This is a genomic window from Vibrio sp. 10N.222.49.C12 (assembly GCF_041475025.1).
GTDB lineage: Bacteria > Pseudomonadota > Gammaproteobacteria > Enterobacterales > Vibrionaceae > Vibrio > Vibrio crassostreae_C.
Genome location: NZ_JBFRVF010000032.1, coordinates 1 through 18,178, shown reverse-complemented (window position 1 = coordinate 18,178; position 18,178 = coordinate 1). Strand labels below are relative to the sequence as shown.

The following is an 18,178-nucleotide window of genomic DNA, read 5'->3' as shown; positions in this document are numbered from 1 at the left end:
TATTATACTTTTCGTACAAACAACGTGACATTGTTCTCAAAAAAAACCGTTAAAAAACACCGTCAAAATCGATTTTAACGAGTTTAATACTTCCTTAAGGAGCTCCCTTTGCGTCCACTCTGGTACATGGTTTTATTCGTTCTCGCTTTTTCAGCTAGGCAAGCGGTCGCCGAGCCCCTTTATTGGCAAGCACAAAAGGATGATCTGACACTCACTATCTTAGGTTCCGTGCACGTTGGGGACGAGAGTATGTACCCACTTCCTTCAGCGATCACCGATGCGCTAAAAAACAGTGATGGGTTAGTTATCGAAACGGATATCAGAAAGTCTGATGGCGTTGTATATCCCCGCAACAAACTCACGACTGCCGATGTACTCAATACAGAACAGCTGCAATTATTAACCGACATATCAAAATCATTGGGCATGCCGACGCAACAACTGCTTCGCTCACCGCCTTGGGCAACTTCTCTCTCCATACAAATGCAGCAGTTAAAAAACCTTGGTTATGGCTCCGCCAGCGGCGTTGATGCGACGCTAGCGAACAAAGCGACTACCCAAGATGTTCCGGTTATCAGTTTGGAGCCTCTGCAATTCCAAATAGACCTGATGACAAAACAAAAGAACGACGGTAAAGAGTGGTTAGTCAGTAGCCTTGAAGAATTTGACCAAACTGATCGCGTGGTTCATTGCCTGATTGAAAGCTGGAAAGCGGGTGATTTAGCGAAGCTGGAAGCCTTCTCAGAACTGTCAGAGATGTCGCCTGAACTTGAGAAAGCATTCTTAACCGATCGCAACATAGACTGGGCAAACAAACTATCCTCCAATGATTGGAAGCTTAAGACTAAAGGGAACTACATGATAGTAGTTGGTACCTTGCACCTAATTGGAGAAGGTAACCTTATACAGTTATTAGAAAAGAAAGGCTTCAGTGTCATTCAGCAATCACAAAGCCAATCAGCCCAATGTCAATTTGAGACTAGCTAAAAAAGCTAACGATGCTCAACCTCATTTTGTTTTCGTTATAAAAGCATTTCCTTAATAACATAATATTTACATTTAATAGCACCATTGCAGTGCTATTATCTTTCGCTCTTTTTACCTATGGCGTTGTTCTAATGAAACCAGTACTTTTTGCTTTCCCTTTAGCCCTCACGATGCTGATGCCCTCAATAGCCTCAGCCAAAGAAACATGCACCATCGAACAGTTTCAGGCGATAGACATACAACCGGATACCAAAGGCGGTGTATTAGATAAAGAAAGCGGACAGTTTTTGATTACAGAGAAACCACCGATGCGCTGCGCCAATATTACGTTCACAACATCTACAACACGAAACCGTATCGCAAGCCAAATGAACAACAATTTTGAAGCAAACTTTTACGACAACCAAACGGGAAGTTCTCACTCGGTGACGTTTGATGAAGATGAAGTAAAGGCAGGTTACATTCGAATAGGCCCTAATAAACCAGCTGAAGCGAATGTTTGCTTTGTTACTTCAGAGACTCCAATCAAAAACATCACCTGTGATGTCAAGTAAACAGGTTTGGGGCTACTGGCTATTGGGTCAACCCTTGTCTCTATAAAGGGCATTTAGAACAACAAGAGATTCCCGACTCGCTCTAGGGAATGACGTACATACCGGAAAGCAAAAAAGCCGTAGCACCTTCTACTACAAAGAGTGCTACGGCTTTCTTTTATGTGGTCGGTGAAGAGCTATTTTGAACATCAGGCGAACCCCACCTAGGTTCAAATCCCATTTCCCTTCCCCTGAAACGACGAAAGCCTGCTCAATGAGCAGGCTTTCTAAATGTGGTCGGTGAAGAGGGATTCGAACCCCCGACCCTCTGGTCCCAAACCAGATGCGCTACCAAGCTGCGCTATTCACCGAGATATCTAACTGGCTCATTGCCTGTCGATGGAGCGTATAATACGGGTTCTGAATTTATCCGCAAGGGCTTTTTCTCATATTTATTGCGATTTTGAATCGTTCGAACAAAAGACATACAACAACGAGCATGATGTGACGAAAAACACACAGTTACCAACAAGTATTTAACTTATGAAACAGGATTGATCCAGATCAGTGAATTGATAATGCTTGTTAATACACTAAGCCATGTCATATAACTTTGAGGTATACACATGGACTTTTGGCTAGATCTCCTATTTGGTAATGCGGTGGGACTATCTTCAATGATAGTAATCTTCGGGGCTCTGGGTCTCATGATGTTTTATGGAGGCTTCTTCATATACAAAGTTATGACTGAAAAATCTCCTCACTAGAATCGCTCTGCCTAAATCATTTACTTTTAAGCATTGTTTTACTTTATAAGTATTACTTTATTTTATAACTAAATGTCAAAACGCTTTGCACCGGAGCAGACTTATTGTCTTCTCCGGTTTTTTCATTTTTAAACCTAACCTCAACTTAGGTATACTTACCCTATCCTTCTCCAACTTGAGATACACACTATGTCTCATGATGATGACTTAGATCTATTCCAAGAAATGATGGGCGATGTTAAACGTATCGACCATGACACCGCTGAACACCAGAAAGTACACCGAGTCACCGAATCTCACCTTGCTAAGCGTGAAGCCGCTATGTGGCTGTCTGACGACGAGAAAGACTACTTATCATTAGACTATTCGCCAATGATCAAGCCAGACGATGTTGTTGCTTATAAAAAAGACGGTGTACAAGAAGGCGTATACAAAAAGCTGCGCCTAGGAAAATACCCTATTCAAGCCAAGCTCGACCTTCATAGGAAAACACTGAAAGACGCACGTAACGAAGTGCTTTCATTTTTGCGTCAGTGTTTAAGAATGGATGTTCGTACCGTCATTATTGTTCATGGTAAGGGTGAGCGTTCGAATCCACCTGCAATGATGAAAAGCTACGTGGCAAATTGGCTAACACAAATCAACGACGTTCAATGTGTTCATTCTGCTCAGCAATTTCATGGTGGTACGGGCGCAGTCTACGTAATGCTCAGAAAGAGTAATGAGAAAAAGCTAGAGAACAGAGAGCGCCATCAAAAACGCACCAGTTAATAGGTTGAGATAGATAAATGGACTAGTAACGATTTTGCATCAAGATCGATATTTCGTGCCTAGACTCACACCAAGTGCTAAAATTACCTCAGTTAACGAATTTCAACTCAAAGCAACTATCCAAAGGTTGCTTTTTGTTTATCTATATTTCCGTTGTGAAACGCTAAGAGAATATCATGTCACAAGAATCCCAAGCTAAACGCCTTAATAAATACATCAGTGAAACTGGTTTTTGCTCACGCCGCGAAGCCGATAAACTGATTGATGCAGGCCGAGTTACTATTAACGGTAAGATCCCTGAAATGGGTACTAAAGTCTTGCCAGGTGATGATGTTGAGATCGACAATAAGCCTGTTCGCTCAAAAGAGAAGCCGATTTACATTGCTCTTAATAAACCAACAGGTATCACCTGTACGACTGAGCGTGATATTCCTGGCAACATCGTCGACTTTATCGGCCACCACAAACGTATTTTCCCGATTGGTCGTCTAGATAAGCCTTCTGATGGTCTTATCTTCTTGACCAACGATGGCGACATCGTAAACAAGATCCTACGTGCAGGTAACAACCACGAGAAAGAATACGTGGTGCGTGTAGATAAGCCGATTACGACGGAATTCTTGAAGCAAATGAGCGCTGGCGTTCACATTCTCGATACAGTCACCTTGCCATGTAAGGTTGAGAAAGAGACTAAGTTCTCATTCCGAATTACGCTAACACAAGGCCTTAACCGCCAAATTCGCCGTATGTGTGAAGCGCTCGGTTATGAAGTATTTAAACTGCGTCGTGTTCGTATTATGAATATCTCACTAGACGGTATTCCTAACGGCAAATGGCGCTACCTGAGCGACGAAGAGATCACTGAAATTTTAGCGATGTGTGAAGGCTCAGTAAGTACGGAAGATGCGTCAAAAATGAACGCGAAAGGTCAACGCATTCGCAAAGCGACTGACGCGAAACTTTTTGATAGCCGTGAAGAGAACCAAGCTTCAACAGCGCGCCGTAATCAAAACGAGAACCGTACACGCACCTACCGCGGTAACAATGCGGATGAATTCCGTCATGCACCTAATTCAAAGCGTGGCCGCAATTCATCAAATGGTGAAAGCGGTGGTAATACCGAGAACTGGAAATCGAACTCTCGTTCAGAGCGTTCTAATTCAGATAGAAACCGTTCGGATCGCAATCGCACAGATCGTAGAAGCGGTAAGCCGGCAAACCGCAGCCAAGATTCAAACAGACCGAACAAACCTGCACCAAAGCGTGTTGGTGGTACTTTAGGTCTGAAGAAGTAGTCTGAATCAGTAAGACGAGACACTCGATATAAAAACGCCCGCTAGATTAGTCTAGCGGGCGTTTTTGTTGGTCATTCGATAGTTTTATCATCATGACGACGACAATCTATAAACATAAATCAGCAAACTGGCCGCGAGTCAGAAGTGTTAAGTCTTTTGGGTCTAATTCAATCTCTAGCCCACGCTTACCTGCACTCACACATATCGTTTCAAAATCTGTCGCACTGGAATGAACGAAGGTAGGCAGTGCTTTCTTCTGACCAAGCGGACTAATTCCCCCCACGACATAACCCGTGGTTTTCTGAGCAATATCTGGATCAGCCATCTCTGCTTTTTTGCCTTTCGCCGCTTTTGCTGCCAGCTTTAGGTTTAGCTTCTGGTCGACAGGAATAACGGCGACTGCCAAATCTTTCGCCACACCATTCAAGCAGAACAACAGCGTTTTGAATACACGTTTGGGATCTTGACCAAGCGCTTCAACGGCTTCTAAACCATAGTTCGTATTATTGGCATCATGATGGTACTGATGCACGCTATGAGCGATTTTCTTTTTCTTGGCGAGATTGATTGCTGGGGTCATAACAAATCCAAACGATAGATAAACAAAAAGCGACGCCGAGGCGTCGCTTTAGTTAAATTTATCATGGTGCTAGAGTCAATCTAATTTAGCACCTATTGATACAATTACTTGTAAACCATTTGGCCTGAAGGCGCGTACTTGTTCACGTCAACCGGGCTGTTTGCTTCTAGGTACTCTTTCAGTACTTCAGCATCAACAAAACCAGTATTTACGTAACCTGGGTGATCAGACAGTTTAGGGTAACCGTCACCACCAGCAGCGTTAAAGCTTGGTACTGTGAAACGGTAAGTTTCGTCTAGACGAAGCTGTTTGCCACCGATGAATACATTCGATACTTCACCGTTCGCTACTGTCATAGAGATACCAGCAAACTGAGCGTAAGCACCAGAATCGATTGGTTTAGTCGCTACTACATTTAGGTAATCTAGAACTTCTTTACCCGTCATGTCTGTGTAAGTCAGGATGTTTGCAAAAGGCTGTACCTTCAGTACATCTTTGTAAGTAACATTACCGGCTTCAATTGAGTCACGAACGCCACCAGAGTTCATCACAGCGAAGTCTGCTTTTGCACGCTCCATGTGAGAAGTCGCAATCAAACGACCTAGGTTGGTCTGTTGGAAACGAACGACGTTACGATCGCCTTCAAGCTTGCCATTTGTCTCAGCGATTTGAACTTCTAGCTGTGCCTGACCTTGCTCTTGGAAAGGACGTAGGAATTCAAGTAGCTCTGGGTCTTGTGCGATTTCATCTTGAATAAGAACACGTTGCTTCTTACCGTCAATCTTAACTTTCTTCTTAAGGTTAACTGGAATCAGGTCGTAGCTCACCATTTCTAGTTCGCCGTTACGGAATTCGTAATCAGCACGACCTACGTACTTGCCCCACTCATGAGCTTGAACGATGTAAGTACCATTCTGTACGTCAGGCTTACACTCATCACCCGGCTTGAAGTTTTTCTTCGCAACGTTAGGGCCTTCCATACATACAGGCTCTTGAGAGTGACCACCAACGATCATGTCTAGATCGCCTTCGTTTAGGTAACGAGCAAGTGCGACATCACCCGGAGCATTAACACCACGTTGGCCATTTTCGTAGTGACCCATATGAGTCACAGCAAAGATTAGATCCGGTTTTTCTGTTTCTTTAAGTTCAGCGATTAGCTTCTTCGCTTCTTCTTTAGGATCACGGAAGTCGATGCCTGCGATAAATTCAGGGTTACCAATCTTTTGGGTATCTTCAGTTGTTAAACCAATAACCGCAATCTTGATGCCTTGCTTTTCGAACATCTCGTAAGCTTGGAACTTACGTCCACCTGTCGCTTTATCGTAGATGTTTGCAGATAGCATTGGGAAGTTAGCCCAGTCGATCTGCTTTTGTAATACGTCTAAAGAGTTATCAAACTCGTGGTTACCCAATGCCATGGCATCGTAACCAATTTTGTTCATACCTTTAAAATCAGGTTCTGCGTCCTGAAGGTCTGACTCTGGAACACCCGTGTTGATGTCACCGCCAGATAGAAGCAACACGCTACCGCCTTCTGCTTCAACTTCTGAACGAAGTTGGTCAACTAGCGTTTTACGTGCAGACATGCCGTATTCGCCATATTTATTCTGCCAGAAACGACCATGGTTATCGTTTGTGTGAAGAATCGTTAGCTTGTAAGTTTCGTCTTGGTTCCAATCATGAGCTGATTGAGACGCACACCCAGCTAGAGTAGCTAGAATTGCAGCACTTAGTGCTGTCTTTAGAATAAGGCGTTGCTTCATTGTCATACCTTTGAACTTTTTAGGGAATCCACTGCTTTTTATAATCTATTGCGACCCCTTTCCTGGAGTTCGAACAATAAGACTTCAACATGACTAATCTTAAATTAACATTCTAGATGTAACACGACGATTTCATATTTATGTCGAATTGGTCACGCATAGGTCAACAGTTAAGTGTAACAAAATTATGAGATTACACTCAAACTTCCCCTGCATCACAAGCAATCGTTTACTTACAAAGTGTGATGAATATCAGTAATTTACTGCAAACAGGACTGACCTCACACTCATATAAGAGTTTCTTAGGTAATAACCCGCCACGTTAACAACTCTTTAAATGAACGGTTTATGTTCGGCTGATTTTACGAGATAAAAAAAAACCCAATTCAGAGAACTGGGCTTTCTTAGATCAACTTTGTTAAATAACGTTTCCGTTACTTCACATCCATCTCAATTATTTAATATCAATATGCTCAAAGCCTTTGATAAGGTCATCAAGTGCTTTCATCTGCTTCAAGAACGGCTCTAGTTTGTCTAGAGGTAGCGCAGATGGGCCATCACAACGAGCTTGGTCTGGGTTTGGGTGAGCTTCAATGAACAGACCCGCAATACCCGTAGCAAGACCCGCTTTAGCAAGTTCAACCGTTTGCTCACGACGACCGCCAGATGCAGCACCTGATGGGTCACGCATTTGTAGAGAGTGCGTCACGTCGAAGATGATTGGGCTACCGTTTGAAGACTTCTTCATTACGCCAAAGCCAAGCATATCCACAACAAGGTTATCGTAACCCATGCAAGCGCCACGCTCACAAAGGATGATGTTGTCATTACCGCACTCAGCGAACTTATCAACGATGTTGCCAACTTGATTCGGGCTCATGAACTGAGGCTTCTTCACGTTGATTACTGCGCCAGTCTTAGCCATTGCTTCAACAAGATCAGTTTGACGAGCTAGGAATGCAGGTAGTTGGATTACATCAACCACATCCGCAACTGGCTGAGCTTGAGCTTCTGTGTGGATATCAGTAATGATCTTCACGCCGAAAGTATCTTTCAGCTCTTGGAAGATTTTGAGACCTTCTTCCATTCCTGGACCACGGTATGAATGAACTGAGCTGCGGTTCGCTTTATCAAAAGACGCCTTAAATACGTAAGGGATGCCCAGCTTCTCGGTTACTTTTACATAGTGCTCACAGATCTGCATAGCAAGATCACGAGATTCAAGAACGTTCATGCCTGCAAATAGCGTAAATGGCTTGTCGTTAGCAATTGGCATATCGCCAATGTGAACTGTTTTTTGTTCCATCATATTCTCTCTAAATAATTATTAATTAGTGAACGACCACTGTCTTTTCGTTCATGACGTTCACTTGAGATTTCAGTAACTCAGATGCCGGGTCATCTGGGCATTGGTCGATAAAGTATTGATAATCGGTTGCGGCTACTTGGTGACAGTCTAGCTGCTGATAGATAAAACCGCGGTCACGGATTTCATACGGATCATCCGGCACAAACGTTAACGCAAGATCGGTACACTTCAATGCAAGTGTATAACGCTCTTCTCGCAGCAGTGCACTCTTGAGCAGGGCTAACCACTTACCAATAATCGTTGGGTGGTCGGCGACTTCTAGGTGCTCAGGTTTCACCTTAGCTAATGGGCCATCATGGCCAATTAGCCATGCTCGCAGCGTTTGTTCGCCAACGTACTCACCGTTATAAGGGTTAATGTAGGCCGCAGCTTGCCCGTACCAACTTACTTTAAGTAAGAATTGAGTCGGAAAAGAGACGCCCTCTACAGGAAAGCCTAGCTTGCGACCTAGAAAAAGAAAGATCGCCCCCAGACTCACTGGAATGCCTTTCTTTCTCTCAAGCACTTTATCGATGAACGCGTTTTCCGAAGAGAAATACGCATCTTTATCGCCAGCAAAGCCCCATTCATAAAAGAATAGTCGAATAAAAAATTCAAACTTCTGCTGTTCATCGGTTTCATTAACCAAAGCAAACTCGGCGTCTTTTAACAATCTCGCCAGCTCTTGCTCTGCCCAACTGTCTTGAGTTTCTGGGTTAATCGCTTTATTTAAGATCAATGCACCTTCAGCTAATTCTAGCTGGTCAAAGTCTTCATCAAAAAATTCGTACATAGATAGTTAACCGAAATAAGGAGATAATTAACCGAAAAATGTTGGTGTCTTGGTCATTGCGATTTTGCCTGCCATCGCTAACCAGCCTAGCGCACCAAAGAAAGAGAATACTCTCAGTAGCTTGTTTTTACCTAGCTTAAGCGCAAAGAAACCTAATGCGATGTAAGCCATAACACAAGTTAGTTTTTCGGTTAACCATGGTGCTGCTGGTGTAAATGGAATAAAGCCAGTGATGAAAATCAAACCAATACCCGATAGCAATAGCAACGAGTCATTGATATGAGGGAAACGCTGCAAGAAAGGATGCTTAAGCTTAGGTGAGTTAGCCATCATAAGAGCGAAACGAATCGAGAGAAGTAGCGCACTTATAGCAATCGTTAATAGGTGAAAATGTTTTAGACCTTCGTACATGGTATTCCTTTATATTTTTATATGTGCTTTCGTTAACACGAGCCTCACAATACCCGTTAATGCTCTGTAGTTCTGCATAAAATCTCTGTATTTCTGCGTTAAATGCATTATCGGGTTAAATGTATTGTCGAGTTAAAGGTATCAATTTAGCAAGTTCATCATCCATTGCTCACAAGACGATTAACAATCACTAACTATGAACAGTAACGACCCAATGTCACTCGGTCATTACCACCGTAATCTTTCTCTGTGACAACATCGAGATAACCGAGCGCCTGCATAATCTCACGAACTGCCAAACCTTGGTCATAGCCGTGTTCAAATGCTAACCAACCTTCATTTTCCAAAAAGCCACGTGCGTTTTCAGAAATGTATCGAATATCTGCAAGCCCTTTCTCTTCAGCAACCAGTGCTGTGATCGGCTCAAAACGCACATCGCCTTGAGACAAATGAGGATCATTCTTCTCAATGTATGGCGGGTTAGAAACAATCAGAGAGAATTTCACAACGCCTTCAGAGCTCAAAGGCTCAAACCAACTACCATGCAAAAAAGTCGCATTGGTGATGTTGAGACGCTGTGCATTCTCTGTCGCAAGCTGCTGCGCTTCAGGGCGAAGATCAATACCCGTCACCTGTCGATTCGGCATCTCAGACGCCAATGCTAACGCGATAGCACCTGTACCTGTCCCTAAATCGAGAATCGCGCCTTGCTTGCCAAAGGTTTTATCCAACGCTACTTCAACCAAACGCTCGGTATCTGGGCGTGGGATTAATGTAGAAGGGGAAACTTTTAACGGCAGTGACCAAAACTCACGCTCACCGATAATGTAAGCCACAGGCTCACCGGTTAAGCGACGTTTTAGAAGGGCATTGAATTCAGACTCTTGCTCAGTGGTGAGATGCTTCTCAGGCCAAGTCAGTAGGTAAGATCTTGGTTTATCTAAGGCGTGACAAAGCAGTACCGCGGCATCAATAGAGGGTGATGTGTTATCACCCTCTTGAAGCTTTACGATTGCTGCTTTTAAAGCACTTTCAACCGTATATGCTGACTGCATACTGGTTAGTTGTTCTCTGCAAGTGCAGCAAGCTGATCGGCTTGGTGCTCTTGAAGTACAGGATCAAGCAAGCTTTGCATGTCACCTTCAAGTACTTCGTTAAGACGGTAAATTGTAAGGTTGATACGGTGATCCGAAACACGGCCTTGTGGGTAGTTGTACGTACGAATACGGTCACTACGGTCACCCGAACCTAGTAGGTTACGACGTGTATCAGAAACCGCTGCCGCGCGGCGCTCTTCTTCTGCTTGAACAATACGAGCAGCAAGAACAGCCATCGCTTTCGCTTTGTTTTTATGCTGAGAACGCTCGTCCTGACACTCTACTACTGTACCCGTTGGTAAGTGAGTAATACGGATTGCTGAATCCGTGGTGTTAACGTGCTGACCACCCGCGCCTGATGCACGGAAAGTATCAATTTTAAGGTCACCCGCTTTAATTTCTGGAAGATCCGCTTCTGGGATCTCAGGCATAACGGCAACTGTACATGCTGACGTGTGAACACGGCCTTGAGATTCAGTTTCAGGCACACGTTGTACACGGTGACCGCCTGACTCAAACTTCATGGTGCCGTAAACAGCGTCGCCACTAACCTTAGCGATCATCTCTTTGTAGCCGCCTTGTTCAGAAGCATTGCTGCTCATAATTTCAACGCGCCAACCTTTCTTCTCAGCAAACTTAGAGTACATACGGAACAGGTTGCCCGCGAAGATACCTGCTTCATCACCACCCGCACCTGCGCGGATTTCTAGGAAACAGTTACGCTCATCGTTTGGATCTTTTGGAATAAGAAGAATCTGTAGCTCATCAGTCAGACGCTCAATTGCTGCTTTCGCATCTTTGATTTCATCTTGAGCCATTTCACGCATTTCTGCGTCGTCTTCGTTTGCCATCTCTTCAGCAGCTTCTAGATCTTCTTTCGCTTGCTGGTATGACTGGAAGCAAGCTGTCACTTCTTCAAGTTGAGAGTATTCTTTCGAAAGTGCACGGAATTTGTCTTGATTCCCGATTACATCTGGATCACCAAGTAGGTGTTGAACTTCTTCATAGCGTTCAACAAGTGTTTCAAGCTTTACTAGAATCGAGGCTTTCATAATGTCTTATCTTGTTGGAGGTCTAATATTATTGAGGGTTTTCTAAGCCCAAACTCTGTCTAATGACCATTAATTTTGCAGGTTCTCCTTGCTCAGCTGCACTTTGAAGTGCGCGCGTTGGAGCATGGATCAATTTGTTTGTGAGCTTATTGCTGAGCTCGAGTAAAACTTTTTCAGGGTCACCGCCAGCGGCAAGCGATTGTAAACTTTTACTTAATAATTCTTCGCGGATTTCGTTAGCCGATTTACGGTAATCTCGAATACTGTCTACCGCTTGCAGTGAACGCATCCAACTCATGAACGCGGCGCTTTCTTCACTAACTATTGCTTCAGCTTGAATCGCTTCTACTTTTCGTTGTTCAATATTGCCATCAACGATCGACTGCAAATCGTCAACGGAATATAGGTAAGCATCATTCAGATCGCCGACCTGAGATTCCACATCACGAGGAACTGCAATATCAACCAACAACATAGGTTGATGTTTTCTTGTCTTAAGTGCGGTCTCTACCATGCCCTTACCAATAATAGGCAGCGGGCTTGCAGTTGAGCTGATCACGATATCCGCTCTATGCAAATGGTCAGGAATCTCATTCAGGCTGATCACTTCAGCACCAAACTCTTCAGCTAGCCCTAAAGCACGCTCACGAGTTCGGTTAGCCACTATCATCTTAGTGCAGCCATTCGCAGAAAGGTGTTTAGCCACCAATTCAATCGTCTCACCCGCACCAACCAATAACACGGTTGAATCGGCAATCGACTCAAAGATGTGTTTAGCTAACGTACAGGCTGCGTAAGCAACAGATACCGCGCTTCCGCCAATTTCAGTTTCAGTTCGAACACGCTTGGCGACAGAAAATGATTTCTGGAACAGTTTTTCCATTGAAGCATCAACAGATTTGTTCTCTCGCGAGTCCGTATACGCTTGCTTCACCTGACCTAAGATCTGCGGTTCACCCAAGACTAAAGAGTCCAAACCACAAGCAACGCGCATTAAGTGTTTAATCGCCGCCTGCTCTTCATGGATATAAAGGCTTGGCTTTAGCTCTTCTGGGCTAACTTGATGGAAAACCGACAACCAATCGATGAGTTTGTTTTTAGCCACGCCTTTAACGTCGCAATACACTTCAGTTCGATTACAGGTAGAAAGTATGACACTTCCATTCACGTGTGCATTTGCGTTAAGTTGCTTGAGTGCCTCAGATAATTTATCTGGACCAAAAGCGACTTTTTCTCGCAATTCAACCGACGCTGTATTGTGATTGATACCTACGGCAAGCAAAGACATGTATCAGAAGTTCTCGATCAGGGAATGGAAACAAGGGGCGAATTTTACTTGATGCATGGCTCTATTTAAAGAGCAAGCGGGATTTGTTTTCCTGAGTTCGTGAATTCAATGCTATAGTTGAAGCGTTTTTTAGATAAATTTGAACAAGTTGTGAGCAAACATGAGCAAGCTTCTCAAAATCGCGTCTCTTATTTTTATGGCCATAACTATGGTGGGTTGCTCGTCTATCCCAGAACAACCAACCAGCGTTGAATGGCAAAGTCATCAAGATCGGCTTTTACAGATAGAAAACTACCAAGCCTCGGGCAAGCTCGCCTACATTTCTCCAGAGCAGCGCCAAAGCCTAAACTTCATTTGGAAGCATTCACCAAATCACAGTCAATTAAGGCTCACGACATTCCTCGGTCAAACCGCATTGAACCTGACTATAGATCCGTCGGGGGCCAAAGTGGTGACCTATGACGACCAAGTATTTACTCACGCAAGTGCCTCTGTATTGGTTGAGCAACTGACAGGTTTGCAGATACCTATTGATCACCTGCCTCAATGGTTCCTTGGCATTCCAGACCAAGCTGACAGCTACCAGTTAAATACAACTAACACGCTTGAGTCTCTAACCAAACAAGTCAGCAGCCAGCTATGGACACTGAACTTCGCTAATTATCGAAATACTGAGATGCAGAGTAAACACCTCTCAGCTGAAGACAACACTAATGTAGAAAGCATCCCCCTCCCTACTCGATTGTCATTCAAGCAAGACGATAACAAAATCAACATTGTAGTTTCGAAGTGGACACTGAAAAAATGATAACAACGCCAACGAATTGGCCTTCTCCGGCTAAACTGAATCTATTTCTTTACATCACAGGTCGACGTGACAACGGCTATCACGAGCTTCAAACTTTGTTTCAGTTTGTTGATTTTGGCGATGAACTAACGGTTGCCGTTAATGAAGAAACGAACTCAATCACAATCACACCGGAAATACCAGGCGTTGCAACAGAAGACAACCTGATTTGGAAAGCCGCGACCGCTCTTCAACAATATACATCGACTTCTTTCGGTGCCGATATTGAGCTTAAGAAAGTACTTCCGATGGGAGGTGGCATTGGTGGAGGCTCTTCAAATGCCGCAACCGTGTTGGTCGCACTTAACTATCTATGGCAACTCAACCTGTCTGATGATCAGCTCGCAGAGATCGGATTGAAACTTGGCGCTGACGTTCCTGTGTTCGTTCGAGGCCATGCAGCCTTTGCGGAAGGGGTTGGAGAACAATTGTCACCAGCTAATCCGGATGAAAAATGGTATCTAGTCGCCAAACCTCAAGTGAGCATAGCAACTGCAGACATATTCAAACATTCAGAATTAACTCGAAATACGCCAAAGCGAGCGCTAGCAACGCTTCTAGAGCAAGAATACGTAAACGATTGCGAAAAAATTGTGCGAATGCTGTACCCAGAGGTTGATAAGCAACTTTCATGGCTGCTACAATACGCGCCGTCGAGATTGACTGGCACTGGTTCGTGCGTTTTTGCTGAATTTAGCAGCAAAAAAGAAGCCGAATTGGTGTTGGAACAACTGCCTGACACAGTTTCCGCTTTTGTAGCGAAAGGACGAAACATTTCTCCTTTAAAAGAAACTTTAGCTGAATACCACTCAGCCCACCCACAATCTATTTAAAACTGGACGCAACCCGAGGTTTCCACCGTGCCTGATATGAAGCTATTTGCTGGTAACGCAACACCTGAACTAGCCCAACGTATTGCTGATCGTCTATACATCTCTCTTGGCGATGCTACTGTAGACCGTTTTTCTGATGGCGAAGTCGCTGTTCAAATCAATGAAAACGTTCGTGGTAGCGATGTATTCCTGATTCAATCAACTTGTGCACCAACCAATGACAACCTAATGGAATTGGTGGTAATGATTGACGCAATGCGCCGTGCTTCAGCTGGCCGTATTACTGCTGTAATCCCTTACTTCGGTTATGCCCGTCAAGATCGTCGTGTACGTTCTGCTCGTGTGCCAATTACTGCAAAAGTTGTTGCAGATTTCCTTTCTAACGTTGGCGTTGACCGCGTTCTTACTATCGACCTACACGCAGAGCAAATCCAAGGCTTCTTCGATGTACCTGTTGATAACATCTTCGGCACTCCAGTTCTTCTAGAAGACATGGCGAACCGTGGCTTAGAAAACCCAGTTGTGGTTTCTCCAGACCTTGGTGGTGTTGTACGTGCTCGTGCTACTGCTAAAGCGCTAGGTGATGTTGACATCGCTATCGTTGATAAGCGTCGTCCACGTGCTAACGTTTCTGAAGTAATGAACCTAATCGGTGATGTTGAAGGCCGTGACTGTGTGATCGTTGATGACATGATCGATACGGGTGGCACACTATGTAAAGCAGCTGAAGCGCTAAAAGAGCGCGGTGCTAAGCGTGTATTCGCTTACGCAACTCACGCTGTTTTCTCTGGTACTGCTGCGAACAACATCAAGAACTCTGTTCTAGACCAAGTTATCGTAACGGATTCTATCTCTCTATCTCCAGAGATGGCTGCGACGGGTAAAGTGACAACACTTAGCCTTTCTCGCATGCTTGCTGAAGCGATTCGTCGTATCAGCAACGAAGAATCAATCTCAGCGATGTTCAACTAATCAAAGCCCAATAGCTTTTTTTACAAAAGCTTGGTTTTAGAAACACGCGAGAGAAAGATATTAAGCACTTCAGTCAATGAAGTGCTTTTTTTATGTCTGAGTAATATTGCACTGCTAGTTATCACAAACAGGAATAATCGCGCAGCTATCAGCTAGCTCGCACCTTTTTCATAAACTGTGATATCATACGGCGCTTTTTGAAATCCCAAGAGAGATCCATACCTTGAGCCAACAAATAAAACTTCTCGTTGGACTGGCTAATCCAGGTCCAGAATACGCCAAAACTCGCCACAACGCGGGCGCTTGGGTAGTTGAAGAATTAGCGCGTGTACATAACGTGACACTAAAGAACGAACCAAAGTTCTTTGGCCTAACGGGTCGTATCATGGTTCACGGTGAAGATCTTCGTTTGCTGATCCCAACGACTTTTATGAACTTGTCAGGCAAAGCAGTTGCAGCCTTAGCAAAGTTCTACCAAATTAAACCAGAAGAGATCATGGTCGCTCACGATGAGTTAGATCTGCCTCCTGGTATTGGAAAGTTTAAAAAAGGTGGTGGTCATGGCGGACATAATGGTCTGAAAGACATCATCAGCAAGCAGGGTAACAATAAAGAATTCTATCGTCTTAGATTAGGCATCGGCCATCCAGGACACAAAGATAAAGTTGCAGGTTATGTATTAGGCAAAGCTCCTCAAAAAGAGCAAGAGTGTATCGAGGCCGTCGTTGACGAATCGGTTCGCAGCCTAGACATCTTATTAAAAGATGGCCTACCAAAAGCACAAAATCGCTTACATACGTTCAAAGCAGAATAAGGTTTATATCATGGGTTTTAAATGTGGCATCGTTGGTCTACCAAACGTTGGTAAGTCAACTCTGTTTAACGCACTGACTAAAGCAGGCATCGAAGCAGCAAACTTTCCATTTTGTACGATCGAACCAAACACAGGTATCGTTCCGGTTCCAGATCTACGCTTAGATGCATTAGCAAAAATTGTTAATCCACAGAAGATCCTTCCAACGACAATGGAATTCGTAGATATCGCGGGCCTAGTTGCTGGCGCATCTAAAGGTGAAGGTCTTGGTAACAAATTCCTAGCTAACATCCGTGAAACTGACGCTATCGGTCACGTTGTACGCTGCTTTGAAAATGAAAACATTGTTCACGTTGCTGGCAAAGTATCTCCAATTGAAGATATCGAAGTGATCAACCTAGAACTTGCACTGGCTGACTTAGACAGCTGTGAGCGTGCAATTCAACGTAACGCGAAGAAAGCGAAAGGCGGCGACAAAGACGCTAAATTCGAAATCACTGTACTAGAAAAGCTACTTCCAGTTCTAACTGAAGGTGGTATGGCACGTACTGTTGAACTTGGCAAAGAAGAAGCGGCAGCAATCGGCTACCTAAACTTCCTAACGCTTAAGCCAACAATGTACATCGCAAACGTTGCAGAAGATGGTTTTGAAAATAACCCATACCTAGACGCTGTTCGTGAATACGCAGAAAACGAAAACAACGTTGTTGTTGCTGTTTGTGCAGCAATCGAATCAGAGCTTTCTGAGCTTGATGACGAAGATCGCGAAGAGTTCCTTGCGGATATGGGTATCGAAGAACCAGGTCTTAACCGAGTGATCCGCTCTGGTTACGAACTACTGACTCTTCAGACTTACTTCACAGCTGGTGTTAAAGAAGTTCGTGCTTGGACAATCCCTGTAGGTGCAACTGCGCCACAAGCAGCGGGTAAGATCCATACAGACTTCGAGAAAGGTTTCATCCGTGCTGAAGTTGTTGGATTCGATCACTTCATCGAATTTAACGGTGAGAGCGGTGCGAAAGACGCAGGTAAATGGCGCCTTGAAGGTAAAGAATACATCGTTAAAGATGGTGACGTTGTTCACTTCCGCTTCAATGTATAATTCTGATTAAACATCTAGAAAAAAGGCCAGTGAATTCACTGGCCTTTTTGTTTTTCCCCTTTCTAAATTGTCCCTCACCAGAAAGTTAACTTCCTATATATATCGCCTTTTAGACCTGTTTTTTGTCGACAAATACGCCTCTTTGCCTAAAAAGAAACCGAACAGATGTTTATTCGCGATTTATTCAAAAAAAAAGTTGACGGGTTTCACTCAACTCCGCATAATGCGCCCCGTTCACAGCGAAGCGGCAACGTTTCGAAATGAGCAACAATATGGAAATGGCTACTTAGCTCAGTTGGTTAGAGCACATCACTCATAATGATGGGGTCGCAGGTTCAAATCCCGCAGTAGCCACCATTTCCTAAGCACTCTATTTGATATTAAAGTTTGTCTTTAGTAACAAAGAGTTTTTAGGAAATAACGCGGTCGTGGCGGAATTGGTAGACGCACCAGATTTAGGTTCTGGCGCCGAGAGGTGTGAGAGTTCAAGTCTCTCCGACCGCACCATATTGAGATGTCTTTAAGATATCATTGTTGGGCTATCGCCAAGCGGTAAGGCACCGGCTTTTGATGCCGGCATTCCCTGGTTCGAATCCAGGTAGCCCAGCCACAATTTAAAGTGTAATTATCTTTAAAAAGATAATGGCATTGAAAGCAAGATTATATTATATTGTCTCGCTCTCAGATGGCTACTTAGCTCAGTTGGTTAGAGCACATCACTCATAATGATGGGGTCGCAGGTTCAAATCCCGCAGTAGCCACCATTCTTTCTTCGAGAAAGAAAAGACAACGTTGTATTGAATCACCAATATTCAGTATGACTACAAAGATTTGCTGCGGTCGTGGCGGAATTGGTAGACGCACCAGATTTAGGTTCTGGCGCCGAGAGGTGTGAGAGTTCAAGTCTCTCCGACCGCACCAT

At 44.1% G+C, this 18,178-nt stretch carries 18 protein-coding genes and 6 tRNA genes; 15 read left to right on the top strand and 9 right to left on the bottom strand.

Annotated elements, in window-relative coordinates:
• Nucleotides 1-108: 108 nt before the first annotated feature.
• Together AB4583_RS11525 and AB4583_RS11520 are read left to right on the top strand one after the other, a co-directional pair.
• A complete protein-coding gene (locus AB4583_RS11525; RefSeq protein WP_372117383.1) occupies nucleotides 109-987 on the top strand; it encodes a TraB/GumN family protein in 879 nt (292 codons plus the stop codon).
• A 131-nt stretch (nucleotides 988-1,118) separates the two neighbouring features.
• The gene (locus tag AB4583_RS11520) at nucleotides 1,119-1,541 is read left to right on the top strand and encodes a hypothetical protein (protein WP_372117381.1); all 423 of its coding nucleotides are present in this window, start codon (nucleotides 1,119-1,121) and stop codon (nucleotides 1,539-1,541) included.
• 273 nt (nucleotides 1,542-1,814) lie between these two features.
• On the opposite strand, the gene AB4583_RS11515 is transcribed toward AB4583_RS11520, so the two are convergent.
• Nucleotides 1,815-1,891: transfer RNA gene (locus AB4583_RS11515), tRNA-Pro, on the bottom strand.
• Between the two features lie 255 nt (nucleotides 1,892-2,146).
• Here AB4583_RS11515 and AB4583_RS11510 point away from each other — a divergent pair.
• From AB4583_RS11510 to rluF, 3 genes are all read left to right on the top strand, one after another.
• Complete coding sequence (locus AB4583_RS11510) at nucleotides 2,147-2,287, top strand: DUF3149 domain-containing protein (RefSeq protein ID WP_017062321.1); 141 nt, start codon at nucleotides 2,147-2,149, stop codon at nucleotides 2,285-2,287.
• Between the two features lie 189 nt (nucleotides 2,288-2,476).
• Nucleotides 2,477-3,058 carry a DNA endonuclease SmrA gene (gene smrA / locus AB4583_RS11505; protein WP_017062320.1) on the top strand — a complete coding sequence of 194 codons (582 nt, stop codon included), beginning with the start codon at nucleotides 2,477-2,479 and terminating at the stop codon, nucleotides 3,056-3,058.
• Between the two features lie 176 nt (nucleotides 3,059-3,234).
• Nucleotides 3,235-4,353: a 23S rRNA pseudouridine(2604) synthase RluF gene (rluF, locus tag AB4583_RS11500; protein WP_372117379.1), complete on the top strand. Its 1,119-nt coding sequence runs from the start codon at nucleotides 3,235-3,237 to the stop codon at nucleotides 4,351-4,353.
• 106 nt (nucleotides 4,354-4,459) lie between these two features.
• Here the strand turns inward: rluF and ybaK are convergent, their stop codons facing one another.
• The 8 genes from ybaK to hemA form a co-directional block, all read right to left on the bottom strand.
• Nucleotides 4,460-4,933, bottom strand: coding sequence for a Cys-tRNA(Pro) deacylase (ybaK, locus tag AB4583_RS11495; RefSeq protein WP_048615700.1), 474 nt, complete (start codon nucleotides 4,931-4,933; stop codon nucleotides 4,460-4,462).
• 104 nt (nucleotides 4,934-5,037) lie between these two features.
• The gene (gene ushA, locus AB4583_RS11490) at nucleotides 5,038-6,699 is read right to left on the bottom strand and encodes a bifunctional UDP-sugar hydrolase/5'-nucleotidase UshA (protein ID WP_372117376.1); all 1,662 of its coding nucleotides are present in this window, start codon (nucleotides 6,697-6,699) and stop codon (nucleotides 5,038-5,040) included.
• A gap of 454 nt (nucleotides 6,700-7,153) precedes the next feature.
• Nucleotides 7,154-8,008: a 3-deoxy-8-phosphooctulonate synthase gene (kdsA, locus tag AB4583_RS11485; protein ID WP_017069619.1), complete on the bottom strand. Its 855-nt coding sequence runs from the start codon at nucleotides 8,006-8,008 to the stop codon at nucleotides 7,154-7,156.
• 22 nt (nucleotides 8,009-8,030) lie between these two features.
• Complete coding sequence (locus AB4583_RS11480; protein ID WP_017062315.1) at nucleotides 8,031-8,840, bottom strand: SirB1 family protein; 810 nt, start codon at nucleotides 8,838-8,840, stop codon at nucleotides 8,031-8,033.
• A gap of 27 nt (nucleotides 8,841-8,867) precedes the next feature.
• Nucleotides 8,868-9,251 (bottom strand): SirB2 family protein, encoded by a 384-nt coding sequence (locus AB4583_RS11475; protein WP_009848726.1) that lies wholly within the window; start codon nucleotides 9,249-9,251, stop codon nucleotides 8,868-8,870.
• 194 nt (nucleotides 9,252-9,445) lie between these two features.
• The gene (prmC, locus tag AB4583_RS11470) at nucleotides 9,446-10,306 is read right to left on the bottom strand and encodes a peptide chain release factor N(5)-glutamine methyltransferase (RefSeq protein WP_372117374.1); all 861 of its coding nucleotides are present in this window, start codon (nucleotides 10,304-10,306) and stop codon (nucleotides 9,446-9,448) included.
• A gap of 5 nt (nucleotides 10,307-10,311) precedes the next feature.
• On the bottom strand, nucleotides 10,312-11,400 hold the full coding sequence (gene prfA / locus AB4583_RS11465) for a peptide chain release factor 1 (protein WP_017062313.1): 1,089 nt from the start codon (nucleotides 11,398-11,400) through the stop codon (nucleotides 10,312-10,314).
• 28 nt (nucleotides 11,401-11,428) lie between these two features.
• A complete protein-coding gene (gene hemA / locus AB4583_RS11460; protein WP_017062312.1) occupies nucleotides 11,429-12,688 on the bottom strand; it encodes a glutamyl-tRNA reductase in 1,260 nt (419 codons plus the stop codon).
• Between the two features lie 160 nt (nucleotides 12,689-12,848).
• Here hemA and lolB point away from each other — a divergent pair, with 160 nt between their 5' ends.
• From lolB to AB4583_RS11410, 10 genes are all read left to right on the top strand, one after another.
• Nucleotides 12,849-13,496: a lipoprotein insertase outer membrane protein LolB gene (lolB, locus tag AB4583_RS11455; RefSeq protein WP_372117372.1), complete on the top strand. Its 648-nt coding sequence runs from the start codon at nucleotides 12,849-12,851 to the stop codon at nucleotides 13,494-13,496.
• Complete coding sequence (gene ispE / locus AB4583_RS11450; protein ID WP_372117370.1) at nucleotides 13,493-14,368, top strand: 4-(cytidine 5'-diphospho)-2-C-methyl-D-erythritol kinase; 876 nt, start codon at nucleotides 13,493-13,495, stop codon at nucleotides 14,366-14,368. The genes lolB and ispE overlap by 4 nt, the downstream gene beginning before the upstream one ends.
• Nucleotides 14,369-14,395: 27 nt before the next feature.
• Nucleotides 14,396-15,340, top strand: a complete 945-nt coding sequence (locus AB4583_RS11445) for a ribose-phosphate pyrophosphokinase (RefSeq protein ID WP_004739814.1) — start codon at nucleotides 14,396-14,398, stop codon at nucleotides 15,338-15,340.
• A gap of 223 nt (nucleotides 15,341-15,563) precedes the next feature.
• The gene (gene pth, locus AB4583_RS11440) at nucleotides 15,564-16,154 is read left to right on the top strand and encodes an aminoacyl-tRNA hydrolase (RefSeq protein WP_004739815.1); all 591 of its coding nucleotides are present in this window, start codon (nucleotides 15,564-15,566) and stop codon (nucleotides 16,152-16,154) included.
• A 10-nt stretch (nucleotides 16,155-16,164) separates the two neighbouring features.
• Nucleotides 16,165-17,256: a redox-regulated ATPase YchF gene (gene ychF / locus AB4583_RS11435; protein WP_010439159.1), complete on the top strand. Its 1,092-nt coding sequence runs from the start codon at nucleotides 16,165-16,167 to the stop codon at nucleotides 17,254-17,256.
• Nucleotides 17,257-17,536: 280 nt separating this feature from the next.
• Nucleotides 17,537-17,613 (top strand) — tRNA-Met (locus AB4583_RS11430).
• Nucleotides 17,614-17,678: 65 nt separating this feature from the next.
• Nucleotides 17,679-17,763: transfer RNA gene (locus AB4583_RS11425), tRNA-Leu, on the top strand.
• A 28-nt stretch (nucleotides 17,764-17,791) separates the two neighbouring features.
• A tRNA-Gln gene (locus AB4583_RS11420) sits at nucleotides 17,792-17,866 on the top strand.
• 77 nt (nucleotides 17,867-17,943) lie between these two features.
• Nucleotides 17,944-18,020, top strand: a tRNA-Met gene (locus tag AB4583_RS11415).
• A 72-nt stretch (nucleotides 18,021-18,092) separates the two neighbouring features.
• Nucleotides 18,093-18,177 (top strand) — tRNA-Leu (locus tag AB4583_RS11410).
• Nucleotide 18,178 lies beyond the last annotated feature (1 nt).

What these genes read in the sequence shown, in the direction of transcription:
- AB4583_RS11520 (WP_372117381.1), top strand. Translation starts at nt 1,119, where the DNA reads ATGAAACCAGTACTTTTTGCTTTCCCTTTAGCCCTCACGATGCTGATG.
- AB4583_RS11510 (WP_017062321.1), top strand. Translation starts at nt 2,147, where the DNA reads ATGGACTTTTGGCTAGATCTCCTATTTGGTAATGCGGTGGGACTATCT.
- smrA (WP_017062320.1), top strand. Translation starts at nt 2,477, where the DNA reads ATGTCTCATGATGATGACTTAGATCTATTCCAAGAAATGATGGGCGAT.
- rluF (WP_372117379.1), top strand. Translation starts at nt 3,235, where the DNA reads ATGTCACAAGAATCCCAAGCTAAACGCCTTAATAAATACATCAGTGAA.
- ybaK (WP_048615700.1), bottom strand. Translation starts at nt 4,933, where the DNA reads ATGACCCCAGCAATCAATCTCGCCAAGAAAAAGAAAATCGCTCATAGC.
- ushA (WP_372117376.1), bottom strand. Translation starts at nt 6,699, where the DNA reads ATGAAGCAACGCCTTATTCTAAAGACAGCACTAAGTGCTGCAATTCTA.
- kdsA (WP_017069619.1), bottom strand. Translation starts at nt 8,008, where the DNA reads ATGATGGAACAAAAAACAGTTCACATTGGCGATATGCCAATTGCTAAC.
- AB4583_RS11480 (WP_017062315.1), bottom strand. Translation starts at nt 8,840, where the DNA reads ATGTACGAATTTTTTGATGAAGACTTTGACCAGCTAGAATTAGCTGAA.
- AB4583_RS11475 (WP_009848726.1), bottom strand. Translation starts at nt 9,251, where the DNA reads ATGTACGAAGGTCTAAAACATTTTCACCTATTAACGATTGCTATAAGT.
- prmC (WP_372117374.1), bottom strand. Translation starts at nt 10,306, where the DNA reads ATGCAGTCAGCATATACGGTTGAAAGTGCTTTAAAAGCAGCAATCGTA.
- prfA (WP_017062313.1), bottom strand. Translation starts at nt 11,400, where the DNA reads ATGAAAGCCTCGATTCTAGTAAAGCTTGAAACACTTGTTGAACGCTAT.
- hemA (WP_017062312.1), bottom strand. Translation starts at nt 12,688, where the DNA reads ATGTCTTTGCTTGCCGTAGGTATCAATCACAATACAGCGTCGGTTGAA.
- lolB (WP_372117372.1), top strand. Translation starts at nt 12,849, where the DNA reads ATGAGCAAGCTTCTCAAAATCGCGTCTCTTATTTTTATGGCCATAACT.
- ispE (WP_372117370.1), top strand. Translation starts at nt 13,493, where the DNA reads ATGATAACAACGCCAACGAATTGGCCTTCTCCGGCTAAACTGAATCTA.
- ychF (WP_010439159.1), top strand. Translation starts at nt 16,165, where the DNA reads ATGGGTTTTAAATGTGGCATCGTTGGTCTACCAAACGTTGGTAAGTCA.